The organism is Luteimonas aestuarii, assembly GCF_004357985.1.
Taxonomy (GTDB): Bacteria; Pseudomonadota; Gammaproteobacteria; order Xanthomonadales; family Xanthomonadaceae; genus Luteimonas; species Luteimonas aestuarii.
The window spans coordinates 294,518-309,419 of sequence record NZ_SMTF01000002.1 but is presented as its reverse complement, the minus strand read 5'-3'; the positions used below and the strand labels follow the sequence as shown (position 1 = coordinate 309,419).

Below are 14,902 nucleotides of genomic sequence, written 5' to 3'. Positions count from 1 at the left end.
CCCGCATGTCGGCACCGCACCCACTCAACCAGGCCGTGATCGCCCAGGCCCTGCATGACCTGCGCAACGGCCAGTTGCGCCGCTGCAAGGCCATGGGCTTCGGCGAGGAGGAGTTGGATGCGCTGAAGCACCCCGAACTCGTGAGCATGCTGGTGAATGCCACGGTGTCGTGGTGTTCGGTGTCGGTGAACCGGGAGGTGTTGAAGCGGCTGCTGAGCCAGGTGCACGACGTGGAGCGGGAGATCGCCACGGTGGACCGCATGCTGCGCCTGGGGGCGAGCACGGAGATGGTCAGCAAGTTCTACGGCCTCACGCATCAGGAAGTGGCGCTGCGCCGCGACATCCTCGGGCTACCCAAGCGCAAGGGCCGGCATCCGGTGCTCGATGAGGCGCAGGACGTGACCTTGTGGGAGCGCTGGAAGGCCGGCGTCACCGAGCGCCATATCGCCCTGACCGATGACATGGCGATGCTGGCGCTGACCATGGACCTGGCCGAGGCGCTGAGCCTGCCGATGTCGGTGGTGTGGGCGGCGATACGCAACTGGATCGACCAGGGGCTGGTGTAGCCATGACCACGGGCGGCGCACCACGGCGCGAAGGCCCTGTTGCGCTGTCGGCGTTGTTCGACGAGGCGCTGCGGCACCTTGAGTCGAAGGAACCGGCGCAGGGCACGGCGCCGAACCAGGACGGTTTCCTCTACAGCGGCAACCGCCATGAGAGCGTGCCACGCCGACTGTTCCTCGACCGACGCCTGACGCCGCTGGAGCGCAACGCCTGGCAGGTGTTCCGTCTGCAGCTCAACGACGACGGCGTGACCGCCTTTCCCACCTACGACCAATTGCGCCCCTACCTGGCCTCGATGCCCTGCGCGGCACAAGCCTCGCACGAGACCGTGGCGCGCGCCCTGACGCTGTTGCGGCTGACGCGCTGGCTGAGCCTGGTGCGACGACGGCGCGACCCGAAGACCGGCCGCATTCAAGGCAACCTCTACGTGCTGCACGACGAACCGCTGTCGCCCTTCGAGGCGATGCAGCTCGATGCCGACTACCTCGGCCTGGTCAGTCAGGCGCTGACCCATTCCGCCAAGGCGGTCCAGATCGTGGGCATGCACACGCTCAAGGAGATTGCCGAAGACCCGCTGCTCAGCGGCCGCACGCTGCCGACCCGCTTGCAGGTGCTGGCGCAGCGCATGGCGCGGCATGGCTGGACGACGCCAGGTTATCCACAGGAGGGTGCCGACCACGAATCCGAAGAAGGCCAGGAAGCCCTTCTTCGGAATGCTGCGCGCCCGTCTTCGGAATCCGAAGCAGGGCCGAAACCCGCGCCGGACGGCTCTCTTCGGATTCCGAAGGAGGACCGTACAGTACGTAATGATCGTATAAATAAAGTACGTACAGTACCGCGCGCGAGGGCCTTGCAGAACCTGCGGCTGCCCGAGCGTTTCCTGCGCTTGAAGGACGAGCAGCAGGCCGGCGCGCTGGTGGCGCTGCAGCAGGTGGACGAGGCGCAGAGGCAGGCCGTTCTCGACGAGTGGGCGGCACGCTGCCACAACAGCGCGGTACGCAACCCGGCCGGCTACCTGTTTGGCATCATCCAGAAGGCGATCCGCGGGGAGTTCAAGGCCTGGGCCGGAGAAAGTGCATCGGCACCGCCAGCGCCCCCGCCACCTGCGCCATCGTCACCGCCGGCATCCCGTGCGGCTGACCCCGAGGTGGCACGTGCCTACCTGGCACAGCTCCGAGAAGCCTTGCGTGATCGCTGATGTTGACTATCCCCAGGGGATAGCTGGAACAGACATCTTTCCGCCGCGCTCGATTGTCCGCCGAATGACAGGCGAAACTGTCGCCTGTGAATCAGACTAGGACAGCCACGCACGAGCCCGGCCGACGATGGATATGACGACTTCCCCCGCCACAAACGCACTGCAACCACTACAGCGAGACGTTCAGCGCTTGCTGGGCAGATGCCTGTTGCGCCTTCAACAATACGAGCGCCTCATGAAAGCCATCGTGGCGCACCACGAGATTTCAGGCCCAGCGCATTCGCTGGAGACCATTCGCGCAGCGCGGATCGAAGATGCCGCGACCAAGACCCTGGGCACGTTGGTCGGACAACTGTTTGGTTCGTATGTCGTCACCGATGGAAATGGTAGCGAGGAACGCGACGACGATCTTCCCGGCGACGTGGTTTCCTTTCGCACGCGCGTGCAACTGAGCCTGTCTGCGCAGGACTACGCCAAGACCCAGGCCGACCTCAAAGACCTGGTATCGCTGCGCAACACACTGGTGCACCACTTCATCGACCAGCACGATCTATGGACCGTGGACGGGTGTCGCGCTGCACAGGACGAACTCGGTTCCGCCTACACGCGCGTCGATCAACACTTCGAGCAGCTGCGCGGCTGGGCCGAGCACATGGATCAGGCGCGGCGCCTGGCAGCGGAATTCGTCCAGTCGGACGTGTTCCACGACCTGGTGGTCAATGGCATCGCGCCGGACGGCACGGTGGACTGGTCGGCCGCCGGCATCGTTCGTGCGCTGCGCGAGGCCGCCGCGCAGTTGGCCGTCGAGGGCTGGACACCCATTGCCGCCGCTGGCCGCTGGATCGCGGACCAGCATCCCGAGCAGCTTCCAGCCAAGTACGGCTGCAGCAGTTGGCGGCAGGTGGTGCACGAGTGCCGCCTGTTCGAGCTTCGCTACCGTGAGGTGGAGGGGCAACGGGCCGCCTGGTACAGACCTCGCGAAGCATAGCCCCGCAACGCGGTCTCACCTCCGCGCGAGCCGCGAACACATCCGCCGAGCTATCCCCAGGGGATAGCCGGCACACACAGCCTTCCGTGCGGAACAAACCGGGCGCGCATGGGCTGCGGTTTGTTGACTGACAGCCTTCCGGCCGATGCCGATGCTGGCGACTCGCCAATTCACCGCGAGTCGCTCCCATGGCCAACGAACGCACAGAACCACTGCAACTGAATCTCGGATCGCTGCGCAGCGCGATGTCGCTGACGCTGCACACGCACCACGCTTCGCGCATCTGGCACGGCCGCGCGCCGACCGAGGGGCGCCCAGGCATCATCGGACTCAACGGCTTCATCAGTGCGATGAACAAGATGAAGCGCGGCGCCGAGCAGGACGACCCGTACTCGGATTGGTGGATGTTGCGGATCGAGGACAAGCTCGCCGACACCAAGACCCGTCTGCAGACCCTGCGCGAACAGGTGGACCAGGCGTTGGCCGACGTGCCAGCGGCGCTGTCGCTGGGCGAGAACATGAACGTGCAGCCGGTGAAGCTGCCGCTGTTCGTGAACGCCCAGCTCGGCTTCATGGCGGTGTACCTGCTGGCCGACTACGACGACTTGGCGCGCAAACTCATCCTGGCGCACCACACGGCGCTGATCGACCGCAGCACCTTGGAGCGCTGGCTCAATGATGGCGCGCACGCGCTGCGCAGCCTGTTCTCGCTGGCCCAGCAGTACCGCTACTCGGGCACGACGCGCGACGACTTCGCGGCGAAGAACGCCGCGGCGCGAGCGGCGTTGGAGAAGTTCGGCGAGCTGCCGCAGGACGTGCTGGAAGGCACGCGCCGCTCGCGCTTCGCGCCACCGATCGCGCGGCGGACGACCAAGCCCGGCACGCCGCATGCTGCGCCCGCCATCGAGCCCGATGCGCCGGCTCACACGGATGGCGCAGCCAATCCAGCGACGGGTAATGAGGGTGCTGACGCATGACGGCATCGCCCCCCATCAGCCACTCCACGCGCTTCGTGGCGCTGGAACAGGCGGACTTCCAGCGGCTGGAACACGCAGGCTACCTAAAAGGCCTTTTACAGCCTTTTAAGGGTAAGGGGAGTCTGGAGACCTGGGCCAGCCAGTGCGCAGCGCTGCGCGACGACGTGATTGGCCTGGCGCAGCGGCGCGTGCTGCCCCAGGCGCGCGCCTACCCCTTCAGCCTGCTCGACGTGCAACTGGCCCAGCAGGCCACTGGCGCAGGGACGACCTTCCTGCGCTGGCGCAACCTCGACCGTTCCTCCATGGGCGTGGCGTTGTGGGAGGCCCTGCTGGCCAACCCCGCGACGCCGGCCTCGCTGATCGACGAGCTGTACGCGATGGAACTGCAGCGCATCGTGCTGAACATGCAGATCAGCCTGACCCACAGCATCGCTCGCCAAGCCCTGGAATGCGCCAGCAAGGCCGCCCAGGCCGAAGCGGCTTACCTGCGGCGTGTCCACGGGCATACCGCGGCCGTTCCACCCACCACCAAGGAGTCACCATGAGCACGCACTTCGTCGGCGAGGGCAACATCGGTTCTGCGCCGGACTACCGCGAATTCCCGAACGGCAACGACGAGCCGCGCCGGCTGCTTCGCCTGAACGTCTATTTCGACAACCCGATCCCGAAGAAGGACGGCGAGTACGAAGATCGCGGCGGCTTCTGGGCGCCGGTGGAGCTGTGGCACCGCGACGCCGATCACTGGAAGACGCTGTACCAGAAGGGTATGCGGGTGCTGGTCGAGGGCCGCACCGTGCGCGACGAATGGGAGGACGCCGACGAGAACGAGCGCGTCACGTTCAAGGTCGAGGCCCGGCGCGTGGGCATCCTGCCGTACCGCATTGAGTCGGTGGCGCTCAGCGCCAAGCCGGCCGGCGGACAGTAGTTCGCCCATCGCCGCTCCCCCGAGGGCGGCTGTAGCAACCGTCATACGCCCGCGATGCACCAGCGAGCTATCCCCAGGGGATAGCTCCAAGGTCGTCCACAGAGTTCCAGCCGCCCTCCCGAAACGACGCTCTTGCTGTGCCAGCTCCTGCGGTCTATGCGCACCGCTGCGGCAATGGACCGCCTGCCGATCACAAAGCGGTGTCTGCGCCAATCGGCTTCCTTGCTGCCGGCATCTCCTGACCACGCCAAGCTGACGCCCATCCGATGAACCGCACATTTCCAAGGAGGCTTAATGCGCGTGTTCCTGTGCGAGAAGCCGTCCCAGGGCAAGGACATCGCCCGTGTGCTGGGTGCCAGTCAACGCGGTAATGGCTGCTACAGCGGCGCGGGTGTCGTCGTGACCTGGTGCATCGGTCATCTGGTGGAGGCGGTTCCACCCGAAGGCTACGGCGAGCAGTACAAGCGCTGGTCCATCGAGCAACTACCTATCATTCCCGAGCGCTGGCGCGTCGAGGTCAAGGCTTCGGTCGCAGCGCAATTCAAGGTGGTCAAGCACCTCGTCGCCCAAGCGAGCGAGTTGGTGATCGCCACCGACGCCGATCGCGAAGGCGAAATGATCGCCCGCGAAATCCTCGACCTGTGCAGCTACCGCGGCCCAATCCAGCGGCTGTGGCTGTCGGCGCTCAACGATGCATCGATCCGCAAAGCGCTGGGCGCGTTGAAGCCTTCGGCCGAGACGCTGTCGTTGTACTACTCGGCCCTGGCCCGCTCGCGTGCCGACTGGCTGATCGGCATGAACCTGAGTCGGCTGTTCACCGTGCTCGGACGCCAAGCCGGCTACTCGGGCGTGCTGTCGGTCGGTCGGGTACAGACCCCCACGCTGCGCCTGGTGGTCGACCGCGACCGCGAGATCGCTAGGTTCGTATCCGTGCCGTACTGGACGGTCGAGGTCTTGCTGGCTCAGTCGGGCCACTCCTTCGGCGCCCATTGGCTGCCGCCCGACAGCACCTCCGATGCGGCGGGACGCTGCCTCCAGCAGCCGGTGGCGCAGCACGCAGCCGATCGTATCCGCGCCGACCGCGAGGCGCGGGTGGTGTCGGTCGAGACCGAGCGCGTGCGGGAAGCCGCACCGCTGCCGTTCGACCTGGGTACCTTGCAGGAAGTGTGTTCGCGCCAGCTCGGCCTCGATGTGCAGGAGACGCTGGACATTGCCCAGGCGCTGTACGAAACGCACAAGGCGACGACCTATCCACGCTCCGACTCGGGCTACCTGCCCGAAAGCATGCTGGCCGAAGTGCCGGCCGTCCTCGGTGCCTTGCTCGCCACCGATCCCGGCCTGCGACCGCTAATCGATAAGCTGGACCGCAGCCAACGTTCACGCGCGTGGAATGACGACAAGGTGACGGCTCACCACGGCATCATCCCGACGCTGGAACCCACCCGGCTTTCAGCCATGTCGGAGAAGGAACAGGCGGTGTACGGCCTGATCCGGTCCCACTACCTGGCGCAGTTCCTGCCGCACCATGAGTTCGATCGGACCACAGCGGTGTTGACCAGCGGTGGCCAGCCACTGCAGGCGACCGGCAAGCAGGTGGTCGTGCCTGGCTGGCGCCTGGCGTTGGTCAATGCTGGTCCGGAGAAGTCGGATGATGAGCCGGCGCAGCGCGGTCAGATCCTGCCGCCGCTGACCAGCGGCATGCCGTGCGGCGTCGAGCAAGTTGAGATGAAGGCGCTGAAGACCTTGCCACCCAAGCCCTACACCCAGGGCGAACTGATCAAGGCCATGAAGGGTGTTGCCAAGTTGGTGACCGACCCGCGACTGAAGCAGAAGCTCAAGGAAACGACGGGTATCGGCACCGAAGCCACGCGCGCCAGCATCATCAACGGCCTGCTGGGCCGTAGCTATCTGCTGAAGAAAGGCCGCGCCATCCGCGCGTCGGATGCGGCCTTCACGCTGATCGATGCGGTGCCGGTGGCGATTGCCGATCCGGGCACCACGGCGATCTGGGAGCAGGCGCTGGACATGATCGAGGCCGGCCAGATGACGCTGGACACCTTTATCGAGAAGCAGTCGGCCTGGATCACGCAGTTGGTCCAGCAGCACCGCGGCACCAGGTTGTCCCTCAAGCTGCCGCCGACGCCGGCCTGCCCGTTGTGCACGTCGCCGATGCGCCAGCGCACCGGCAAGAGCGGCATCTTTTGGTCGTGCAGCCGCTACCCAGACTGCAAGGGCACACTGCCTGTCGAATCTTCGACGGGCAAACGCCCGGCGCCGCGCAAGCGGCGCGCGTCACCCAAGGCGTCCTGAAGCCTGAAAACACGTCTGCCGCGCCTGCCGCTCCCCCGGCGGCGAGGCATGCGCCCCGCGCGTTGCGGGGCCTCCCCAGCACGCGATCCCTTCTGCGACGGTGTGCGCGTCCTGCCTGGCACGTGTGGCCACAGGGCGAGAAGGCAGTTGGTCCGCGAATGGCGCCCCACGCGATTCCCTTGATCCGCGGTTCTTCCGTTCACTCAGAAGAGTCTCCTGGCGCCTCGTCTCGCGAGCCGCCAGGAGACTCTTCGGGGTCGACGGTATTCGGTGCCGGTGCCCGCCGGCGGAACAACGGGCTCCCTTTGTGTGTGGATGCACGCCAGAGGTTTCCGGCCCCAGCCACGAAACGGGCCGGGTGCGATTGCTGACGCAGCGAACGGCTTTGACGACGGCCTGCGCTGACGCAGCCCACAGGTGGTTCTCCTTCCTCTCCAGCCGAAGGCCCGCGTGGCCTTCGGCGCCCTGGTCCTTGCCTTGTCCCGTGACGCGGGCCTGCCCTAAAGCGGGCCGTCCGCGATTCGGTTTTCCCTGCGACGGCAGCCATGCCTCGCGCCCATCCTCACGCCATGCGTTGCTGACAGTCGTCAGCGGCATGCCCTGGCAGTCTCGGTCTTCAAGACTGCAACGTGGTTCGCCGCGTTGACCGATCCAGTCCGCTTCGCATCGCCCACCGCGGACGCTCGCCGGCCTGGCGACGATGCACTTTTCTCAACTACCCGAGGGGAACCCCATCCCCTACGGGATGCGTGCTCCCCGGCCCACCAAGGAGCACGGCATGTCTGAACCTTCCGCATCTTCCTCTGCAACCGCAGTGCGCAGTGGTGCGCTGGCGCTGGCCTGGACCGGCAAGCGTTTGCCGCTACAGGTGCTGCGCAGCGCGGCCGGCCACTACATCGGCACGCAAGACGACGAAGGCCCGGTATCGCGGGAGTCCGTCGAGTATTTCCCGAACCACCTCGCAGCACAGCGCGCCCTGGATACCCATGCCTGGAGACAGCGCGCTCACCCCTGATTCCCACCCTTCAAGGAGTTCTCTCATGAATCTGTCTTTACCCGAAGACGTGCTCGATCAGATGGCGCTGGAACAGGCGCACTTCGACGCTGCACCGCAGGCCTTCTTCGAGGCCTGGAAGCGCGGCGCGCAGATCGCCGGCCACGAGTGGTTCGGCGACGGCACACGCGAAGGTCTGCAGCGTGCCACCACCAAGTGGGACCTGCGGCCCAACATGCTGATGCTCAACGACGCCCTGGGCGTGCTGAGCAGCGGTCAACGCATGTTCCTGTCCGCGATGGTGAGCTTCTACAACTCCCGCGAGGGCGGCGCGATGCTCAAGCGTTGCGGCTTCGAGGGGCTGTCCGACTTCGGCGGCCTCGATCTGGAACGGCGCCAGGTCATCGCTGACCTCACGCTGCACTACAACGGCTGGTGAGCCGCGCCTGGCAACCCACCGTCCATTCATCCCACCCCACGAGGGACATGCGTCCCCGTTCGGGGCCATGTCCCTCCTTCTTTTCGCAGGAGCGGCCATGTCCCGAATCACCATCTTCCACTGACCTGCACCGCCCGCCACCAGGGCGGCCCGACGCCGCGGCCGGCTGACCGGCTGCCACTTCATCCACTCGCTGGGGTTCAATCCCCGGCAGGGGATTGCCTCGGCCATCCTCTGCTGGAGGAATCCCATGTCTCATTCCAAAAACCCCTTCGTCCGAGGCTACGATGGCCTGTCCGTGCAGCGGCTGTTGGCGATTTCCTACGACGACGACTGCCCGCTGAGCTATCTGCCGCTGCACGTCTCGCAGTCGCACCTGCTGGACAGCCAGGTCGAGCGCCATGCCTGCGTCTTCTGCGACGACTTCGCGCTGATCACGGAAGGCCAGAACGTGCCGCCCGAGCTGGACGCGCAGTGTCCCAGCCACGGCATCGCCCGAAACCTCGTCTACGCCGTCATGGCCGAAGAAGCCGGCCAACCGCTGCACGTCGGCGATACCTACTCCGAGGAAGCCGCGCGCGAGGTGGTGCGGCGCCTGCGCTTCGAGACCGGCTTCTACAGCCGTGCCTGGGAAATCAGTTCGGCGCACATCACCGAGGAGGCCGGCCGCTTCCTCGCCGAACTGGCGGACGTCGCCACGCCGAGCGGCTTTCTGTTCGTCGCCTTCCGCATTCCCTACAGCCCGGCGGTCGGCGTGAAGCTGATCGCCACCCCCTGGACGGATGCGAACCTGCAGCATGTCGAGGGCATCACTGCCGAAGAGCTGCGGCAGGAGCACCGGGCCAAGGGCGTGCCGGAGTCCCTCGTGGAGGTGTTGCACCTGGCTGCGCGCGCCGACGTGCGGCTGCTGATCTTCGATGCCGACGCGCCCGTGCTGGACGGACTGACGCTCTACGACGACGAGTAACCCGCAACCCATTCGAGCCCCCACGTCGGGGCTCTTCTTTTTCGCGGAACGCGGTGCCGGCGCATTGCCGATTCCCAACGGACGGCCGCAGCCATGTGCCGCACGCTGGCCGCATGTTCGCTGGCGTTGCCGGCAGCATGCCCAGGCAGTCGAGACCTTCGAGACTGCGGCGCGGTTCGCCGTGCTGGTTGCTTCGTTCTCCGGGCGCACCCGCGTCCATCCACCTCACCCTCAAGGGATCGACCTCCCTTGAGGGCGGGAGTCCCTTGGTTGCCACAAGAAGTCTCCCCATGGATACCCAAGCCATCCGCGCACAGATGCCGACGCTCGTCGTCGGTCATGTGCCTTCCAACGTCCGTTCGTTCAAGTTCAACATCTTCGACGGCCAGCCCAAGGTTTCGACGCTGGGCTTTCACATCGACCCGAAGCCTTTCGAGGGCAAGGTCATCGCCACCACCGACGAGGCCATCATAGTCAAGACGGCACGGGCCAAGTTCGCGGTGCTTGATCGCACCCTCGTGACCGAAGTGCCCGACGAGGGCGCCAAGGTGCAGGTCGAACCCTATGTCAGACGCCGCTTCGACGGTCAGCGGGCGGACACGCCCGAGGAGCAGACCGAGTTCACCGCCGACGGCCAGCCCTACACGGTGAAGCGGTTCGTGCTCGGGTCTGCACCGGCGAAGCTGCCGATTCCCGAGCCGCGCTGCCCGGAGCTGCAGGAGTTGGTCGACCAACTTGAACAGTTGCCCGCTCCCGATGGTTTCCGGCGCATCACCCACCTGTTGGTGGATGCCGGTGCGCGGGACATCACCTGGGTCGATCCGCTGCCTGCCGACATCATCCGCACGCCACCGGCCATCGGCTTCACCGTCGCCACGATGAAGTTCCAGGGTCGCGTCACCGTGCTGTATGAGCGTGGCCTCGACCTCTACGCGGTGGAGCTGCACCGCGCCGGCGAGCTGGTCGAACGGGTTGATGAAGTGTTCTTCGACACCCTCGGGGAAACGCTGGAACGGTTGATCGATGACGGGAGCTGGCGCCGCATCCGCGTGCAGTGCCTGTCGGGTCGCAAGGCTGTCCGGCACTGACCTCTCAGCAGCTTCCCGCCCTCGCGGCGGGAAGCTTCTTTTCCTGCCCCCTGGAGATCACACCCATGACTGTTCGATTCAAAGGCACGGAGCTGCGGCCCGTGCTCGCCGAAGCGGTGGCGAATCAATGCCGCGTCATCCTGGTCAAGGATCAGGGCGTGTACTTCCTGGCCGAGCGCGGCGAGCGCCGACCCGATGGTCGCCAGAAGACCATCGCCTATGCCGCCGGCTGCAACCCGGATGTCGATGGCTTCGACGACTGGTGGGAACTGGCGCGTGCCGAATTCGGCGGCGATGACTTTGGCGAGTTCTTCGATCCGCAGGAGGGCGTGTTTGCGCGCATCCTGCGCAGCGAGGACGACCTCGACGTGTCCGCTACCACGACACACCTGTCGCTGCAGGCGGTTCCTCCCACGCCCAGCGGTAACTGACCGCCCATCCCTGGCCCCCGCTCCGGGAGCCTCTTTCTTCCCGGCAATGTGGACAGCCGCGAGTGCCGATTGCCGCTCGCCTGCGCGCCATCCCGGCGCCACGCTTCCGGCCATGTTCCGCTGACGTCCGTCAGCGACATGCCCAGGCAGCCACGATCTTCAAGGCTGCGACGCGGTTCCGACCGCGTTGATCACCCCAGTTCGCACCGGCATCCATGCGCGAACGGCCATCGGTTCTCGATGGCGATGCCACCAAGCTGTTCCATCAACCCACGCGGGGGTTCCACACCTTCCCCGCCTTGGGTCGGGTGTGTCTCCGCCTCATTGTTCCCAGGAGATTCACCATGACCACTTCCAACGAAAAATCCTACTTCGATCTGCACATCACCGGCCTCGGGTACCTCAATCGCATCCGCGAAGTGAAGCCCAAGAAAGGCGATGCGTTCCTGGCCTGCGACATCGCAGCCCTGAACGGTCCCAGCGATGACGTCTCGTATGTGCGTTTCGACACGCGCGTATCGGGATCGGAAGCGCAGCACCTGGTGCGCCGCTGCATTCAGGCGGTCGACGCCGAGAAGAAGGTGATGATCGGCTTCCGCCTGGGCGACCTGTGGACCGACACCTTCACCTACTCCAAGGGCAAGCGTGCCGGCGAGCAGGGGGTCAGCCTCAAGGCCCGCCTGCTGTTCGTCAGTTGGATCAAGGTCGACGGCAAGCTCGTCTACAAGGCCGAACCCAAGCCGACCGAGACCGACGAGCGCGAGCCGGAAGTCCCTGTGACGTCCGACGCGCCCGCCGCGCAGCAAGCCTCGGCACCGGAGCCTTCCGAGCCCGTCGCCGATGCTGCCGACGACGCAGCCGATGCCCCCGCATTGGCCGTTGCCGAGTCGTTCTGATCCGCAAGGCCCCATCCCCGGGGCCTTGTCTTCTCTTCGTCAGCAGGAGACCTTCATGATCACCATCCCCGGCCAACTGGCCATCAAGACCATCCACGGCAGGAACGGCGACTTCAACGTCGGCCGCCTGGCGACCTCGATCGGCGAGTTCGTCGTGAAGAACGCCGAACTCGATCAGTACCGCGAGGGCAAGTACGACGGTGATTTCGTCATCGTTGAGATTCGCCCCTCCACGTACAACGCCAACGGCCGCATGGTCATCGAGATCCGCGCCCATCTGGGCGGGATGACGCTGTCCAACATCGACGCCCTGAGCCGCGACGAAGCCCGCCGGCTGAGTCCGCAGGAAGTCGATCCGATCGACGAGGAAGCGCAGGCGCCCGTGCCGGCAACGCCCCCGGCCAAGCCGAAGGCGAAGCCGCGCAGTCCGCGCGATCCCCTGGTCGATACCACGCCGTTCGGCAGCGAACCGGCTACCGTGTCCGCTGCGGCCTCGGCCGAGGCAGACGACGCGGCGCTGTTCGGTGCCTTGTGGCCCCTGGGCGAGACCGTGAAGCTCGATGCGACCGTGGATCGTCGTGTGCTGCGTCAGCAGCGCGACCGTCTCGACAAGCTGGGCTACGAGTTCGCTCCGTTGTCCCAGGACTGGCACCTCAAAGCTGCCTGATCCATCCGCCGCCTTGCGCGGCATTCCGCCACCCGCCGGGGTTCTCCCCCGACGGGGAGGGCTCCGGCCATTTCTTCAAGGAGACCTTCATGGGCTGGACCTTCGTTCGTCAGACGCGCGATCAGTTGATCCGCGAGCTGATCGCTCCGCAGGCGTCCGAACGCGCTTGCTGCGAAGTCATCGACCACACGCTGGACGGCGACGTTCTGTGGACCGTGGTTCGCGTCACCGCCAGGCAGGCGGGCGTCATGGGCCTCGCGGCCGGTGAGTCCGTCTGCTACATCGGCTGCCATCTGCTGGAAAGTTCGGGCGGCGATTGGGGCTACAAGTCCCTCGATGAGTCCGTGCATCCGTACTACTACTCGTGCCCGCTGCGCTATCTCGACATGGCGCCGGTGCAAAGCTCCGAGTGGCGCGAGCGGGTTCACCGCTTCCACGCGGGGCGCGCTGTCTAGCGGCACGCATCTTCCTTCACCCAACCGGGGCGAGCACGGCCCCGCGGGCTGTGGTTGCTCCTTCTTTTCCAAGAGGACATCACCATGCCTGCACCTTCTTCCGCGAAACCGCTGTACCGCATCGACGAATGCCCCGACCTCATGGCCGACGGTTGCGTCGGTGACGAGCAGGGCAATCTCGTCTTTCTCTCGATCTGGGCGCGCGACACCGCCGTTCAGGAGTTCCTCGCCCGCCTGACCCTCAGCCGGGATGAACAGGGGTTGGACCAGTTCCACGTCATCACCGAGCAGGGCACATCCATCCCGGTCTTCGTCGGCAACGCCGAGAACCTGGAAAAGCGCATCACCCGCGCCTATCGGCGAACGCTGTTCGGTTCGCTGACGAATGTGTGGCTGTTCGATCGTCGCTGCGTGAAGCCAGACAAGGCCAACGCCAGCGCGCTGGCGCTGCTGCCCAGGGATTCCGCTCACCGGCTCGACCGGCTGTGGACCCTGGTGCAGGACACCTGCCCGCTGCCACTGCTCGACCACTGGCGCGACACCGTGCTGGAGCTGTTGCAGACACGGCGGATGCTGACCGGTCTTCCCTTGGCCCTCGGGCCGCTGGAAGGCCATCGGCTGGCCCTCGATGTCCCGGCGCTGACGAAGGCGTTGGGCGAGCTGATCCGCAACGGCACCCTCGGCGCCACGCAGTACGAACTGGCCGCGAACGCACCGCTTCGGCGTGTGGCGTGAGCCATCCCCACGGGCATGCGCGCCGCGCGTGCCCGCCTTCCCTCATCCATCACCAGGAGAAATCCATGACACTCATGTTTCCGCGCCTGGCGCGCAATTTCATCCGTAACGGCTACTTCCCCACCGACGAACCGACGCTGGAGCGGGCCTTGTCCGCACTGGCGCCGTCTCCCGGCGCCATGTCCATCCTCGATCCCTGCGCCGGCGAAGGCGTGGCGATCGCCGAAGCCGCTCACGCCCTCGGGCGCGAGCAGGTCCAGGCCTTCGCCGTCGAGTACGACGCCGAGCGCGCCCGCCACGCACGGCAACTGGTCGATCGCTGCATCCAAGGTGACCTGATGGACACGCTGATCTCGCGCCAGTCCTTCGGGCTGCTGTGGCTGAACCCGCCGTATGGCGACCTGAGCAAGGACGTGAACGGCAACATCGGCTATCAGGGCCAGGGCCGTGCGCGGCTGGAGAAGCTCTTCTATCAGCGCGCGCTGCCGCTGCTGCAGTACGGCGGCGTGCTGATCTTCATCGTGCCGTCCTACGTGCTCGATGCCGAGCTGGTCGGATGGCTGACGCGCCACTTCGCCGACCTGCGCATCTACCGTGCGGTGGAAACGCAGTTCAAGCAGGTGGTGATCTTCGGTCGCAGGATTCGTCAGCGCGACCAGGCATCGGAATCGGCCAAGGCCGTGCGCGGTCTGCTGCTGCAGATCGGACAGGGTGACGCCGAAGCCGAGGAGCTGCCGCTCGAATGGCCGTTCCTGCCGTACACCGTCCCTGCCAGCCCGGCCGAGCCGGAGCACTTCTATCGCGTGACGATGGAGCCCGAGCAGTTCGCCGATGAAGTCGGCCGGCTGCAAGGACTCTGGCCGGCGCTCGATACGCACCTGGGCGCCGCGCAGCAATCGCTGCGTCCGCCCGCGCGGGCCTTGTCGCACTGGCATCTCGCCCTGGCCTTGGCCGCAGGCGCGATCTCCGGCGTGGTGACGTCCAAGAGCGGGCGCGTGCTCGTCGTCAAAGGTGATACCCACAAGGAGAAGACCCTCCAGACGGAGTACACCGAGCGCGACGACGGCTCCGTGGCCGAGACGCGAATCCTCACCGACAAGTTCGTGCCGGTCATTCGTGCATGGGATTTGACGCTGGGCTCGCCCACGTGGGGCGAAGTGCTGACCATCCGCTGATCGCTGTTCCCTGACGGTTCGCCGTCGCTTTCATCCACCCACCGGGGTCACGCTGCCCCGATGAGGTGCCGTGGCCCCTTCTTGCAGAAGGAG

General features: G+C 66.1%; 17 protein-coding genes. All 17 read left to right on the top strand.

The features are described 5' to 3' along the window. Positions 1–5: 5 nt before the first annotated feature. Entirely contained in the window at positions 6–566 is a 561-nt protein-coding gene (locus tag E2F46_RS03865; RefSeq protein ID WP_023912240.1) for a DUF2857 domain-containing protein, read from the top strand. 2 nt (positions 567–568) lie between these two features. Then, positions 569–1,762, top strand: coding sequence for an STY4528 family pathogenicity island replication protein (locus tag E2F46_RS03860; RefSeq protein ID WP_133320764.1), 1,194 nt, complete (start codon positions 569–571; stop codon positions 1,760–1,762). 235 nt (positions 1,763–1,997) lie between these two features. Next, positions 1,998–2,750, top strand: coding sequence for an OST-HTH/LOTUS domain-containing protein (locus tag E2F46_RS03855; protein WP_133320763.1), 753 nt, complete (start codon positions 1,998–2,000; stop codon positions 2,748–2,750). Positions 2,751–2,938: 188 nt separating this feature from the next. Next, the gene (locus tag E2F46_RS03850) at positions 2,939–3,727 is read left to right on the top strand and encodes a PFL_4669 family integrating conjugative element protein (RefSeq protein ID WP_133320762.1); all 789 of its coding nucleotides are present in this window, start codon (positions 2,939–2,941) and stop codon (positions 3,725–3,727) included. Continuing rightward, positions 3,724–4,272, top strand: coding sequence for a DUF3158 family protein (locus tag E2F46_RS03845; RefSeq protein ID WP_133320761.1), 549 nt, complete (start codon positions 3,724–3,726; stop codon positions 4,270–4,272). The genes E2F46_RS03850 and E2F46_RS03845 overlap by 4 nt, the downstream gene beginning before the upstream one ends. Then, a complete protein-coding gene (locus E2F46_RS03840; protein WP_013721963.1) occupies positions 4,269–4,652 on the top strand; it encodes a single-stranded DNA-binding protein in 384 nt (127 codons plus the stop codon). Before E2F46_RS03845 ends, E2F46_RS03840 begins: the two co-directional genes overlap by 4 nt. A gap of 294 nt (positions 4,653–4,946) precedes the next feature. Further along, positions 4,947–6,962: a DNA topoisomerase III gene (locus E2F46_RS03835; RefSeq protein ID WP_133320760.1), complete on the top strand. Its 2,016-nt coding sequence runs from the start codon at positions 4,947–4,949 to the stop codon at positions 6,960–6,962. A 778-nt stretch (positions 6,963–7,740) separates the two neighbouring features. Continuing rightward, positions 7,741–7,977 carry a hypothetical protein gene (locus E2F46_RS03825; protein ID WP_133320759.1) on the top strand — a complete coding sequence of 79 codons (237 nt, stop codon included), beginning with the start codon at positions 7,741–7,743 and terminating at the stop codon, positions 7,975–7,977. A 25-nt stretch (positions 7,978–8,002) separates the two neighbouring features. After that, complete coding sequence (locus E2F46_RS03820) at positions 8,003–8,395, top strand: hypothetical protein (protein WP_003141051.1); 393 nt, start codon at positions 8,003–8,005, stop codon at positions 8,393–8,395. Positions 8,396–8,645: 250 nt separating this feature from the next. Then, positions 8,646–9,362, top strand: a complete 717-nt coding sequence (locus E2F46_RS03815) for a DUF5983 family protein (RefSeq protein WP_133320758.1) — start codon at positions 8,646–8,648, stop codon at positions 9,360–9,362. 290 nt (positions 9,363–9,652) lie between these two features. Further along, positions 9,653–10,450, top strand: a complete 798-nt coding sequence (locus E2F46_RS03810; protein WP_133320757.1) for a GTPase — start codon at positions 9,653–9,655, stop codon at positions 10,448–10,450. A 65-nt stretch (positions 10,451–10,515) separates the two neighbouring features. Beyond that, the gene (locus tag E2F46_RS03805; protein ID WP_034021446.1) at positions 10,516–10,881 is read left to right on the top strand and encodes a DUF3085 domain-containing protein; all 366 of its coding nucleotides are present in this window, start codon (positions 10,516–10,518) and stop codon (positions 10,879–10,881) included. 215 nt (positions 10,882–11,096) lie between these two features. Then, the gene (locus tag E2F46_RS03800; RefSeq protein ID WP_425599797.1) at positions 11,097–11,777 is read left to right on the top strand and encodes an STY4534 family ICE replication protein; all 681 of its coding nucleotides are present in this window, start codon (positions 11,097–11,099) and stop codon (positions 11,775–11,777) included. A gap of 55 nt (positions 11,778–11,832) precedes the next feature. After that, a complete protein-coding gene (locus tag E2F46_RS03795) occupies positions 11,833–12,444 on the top strand; it encodes a DUF3275 family protein (protein ID WP_020308044.1) in 612 nt (203 codons plus the stop codon). An 89-nt stretch (positions 12,445–12,533) separates the two neighbouring features. Beyond that, positions 12,534–12,899 carry a hypothetical protein gene (locus E2F46_RS03790; protein ID WP_020308045.1) on the top strand — a complete coding sequence of 122 codons (366 nt, stop codon included), beginning with the start codon at positions 12,534–12,536 and terminating at the stop codon, positions 12,897–12,899. A gap of 84 nt (positions 12,900–12,983) precedes the next feature. After that, on the top strand, positions 12,984–13,634 hold the full coding sequence (locus tag E2F46_RS03785; protein ID WP_058875873.1) for a hypothetical protein: 651 nt from the start codon (positions 12,984–12,986) through the stop codon (positions 13,632–13,634). 65 nt (positions 13,635–13,699) lie between these two features. Further along, positions 13,700–14,809 (top strand): DUF6094 domain-containing protein, encoded by a 1,110-nt coding sequence (locus tag E2F46_RS03780; RefSeq protein WP_133320959.1) that lies wholly within the window; start codon positions 13,700–13,702, stop codon positions 14,807–14,809. Positions 14,810–14,902 lie beyond the last annotated feature (93 nt).

Coding starts and splice junctions, on each gene's coding strand:
- E2F46_RS03865 (WP_023912240.1), top strand. CDS start 6: ATGTCGGCACCGCACCCACTCAACCAGGCCGTGATCGCCCAGGCCCTG.
- E2F46_RS03860 (WP_133320764.1), top strand. CDS start 569: ATGACCACGGGCGGCGCACCACGGCGCGAAGGCCCTGTTGCGCTGTCG.
- E2F46_RS03855 (WP_133320763.1), top strand. CDS start 1,998: ATGAAAGCCATCGTGGCGCACCACGAGATTTCAGGCCCAGCGCATTCG.
- E2F46_RS03850 (WP_133320762.1), top strand. CDS start 2,939: ATGGCCAACGAACGCACAGAACCACTGCAACTGAATCTCGGATCGCTG.
- E2F46_RS03845 (WP_133320761.1), top strand. CDS start 3,724: ATGACGGCATCGCCCCCCATCAGCCACTCCACGCGCTTCGTGGCGCTG.
- E2F46_RS03840 (WP_013721963.1), top strand. CDS start 4,269: ATGAGCACGCACTTCGTCGGCGAGGGCAACATCGGTTCTGCGCCGGAC.
- E2F46_RS03835 (WP_133320760.1), top strand. CDS start 4,947: ATGCGCGTGTTCCTGTGCGAGAAGCCGTCCCAGGGCAAGGACATCGCC.
- E2F46_RS03825 (WP_133320759.1), top strand. CDS start 7,741: ATGTCTGAACCTTCCGCATCTTCCTCTGCAACCGCAGTGCGCAGTGGT.
- E2F46_RS03820 (WP_003141051.1), top strand. CDS start 8,003: ATGAATCTGTCTTTACCCGAAGACGTGCTCGATCAGATGGCGCTGGAA.
- E2F46_RS03815 (WP_133320758.1), top strand. CDS start 8,646: ATGTCTCATTCCAAAAACCCCTTCGTCCGAGGCTACGATGGCCTGTCC.
- E2F46_RS03810 (WP_133320757.1), top strand. CDS start 9,653: ATGGATACCCAAGCCATCCGCGCACAGATGCCGACGCTCGTCGTCGGT.
- E2F46_RS03805 (WP_034021446.1), top strand. CDS start 10,516: ATGACTGTTCGATTCAAAGGCACGGAGCTGCGGCCCGTGCTCGCCGAA.
- E2F46_RS03800 (WP_425599797.1), top strand. CDS start 11,097: ATGCGCGAACGGCCATCGGTTCTCGATGGCGATGCCACCAAGCTGTTC.
- E2F46_RS03795 (WP_020308044.1), top strand. CDS start 11,833: ATGATCACCATCCCCGGCCAACTGGCCATCAAGACCATCCACGGCAGG.
- E2F46_RS03790 (WP_020308045.1), top strand. CDS start 12,534: ATGGGCTGGACCTTCGTTCGTCAGACGCGCGATCAGTTGATCCGCGAG.
- E2F46_RS03785 (WP_058875873.1), top strand. CDS start 12,984: ATGCCTGCACCTTCTTCCGCGAAACCGCTGTACCGCATCGACGAATGC.
- E2F46_RS03780 (WP_133320959.1), top strand. CDS start 13,700: ATGACACTCATGTTTCCGCGCCTGGCGCGCAATTTCATCCGTAACGGC.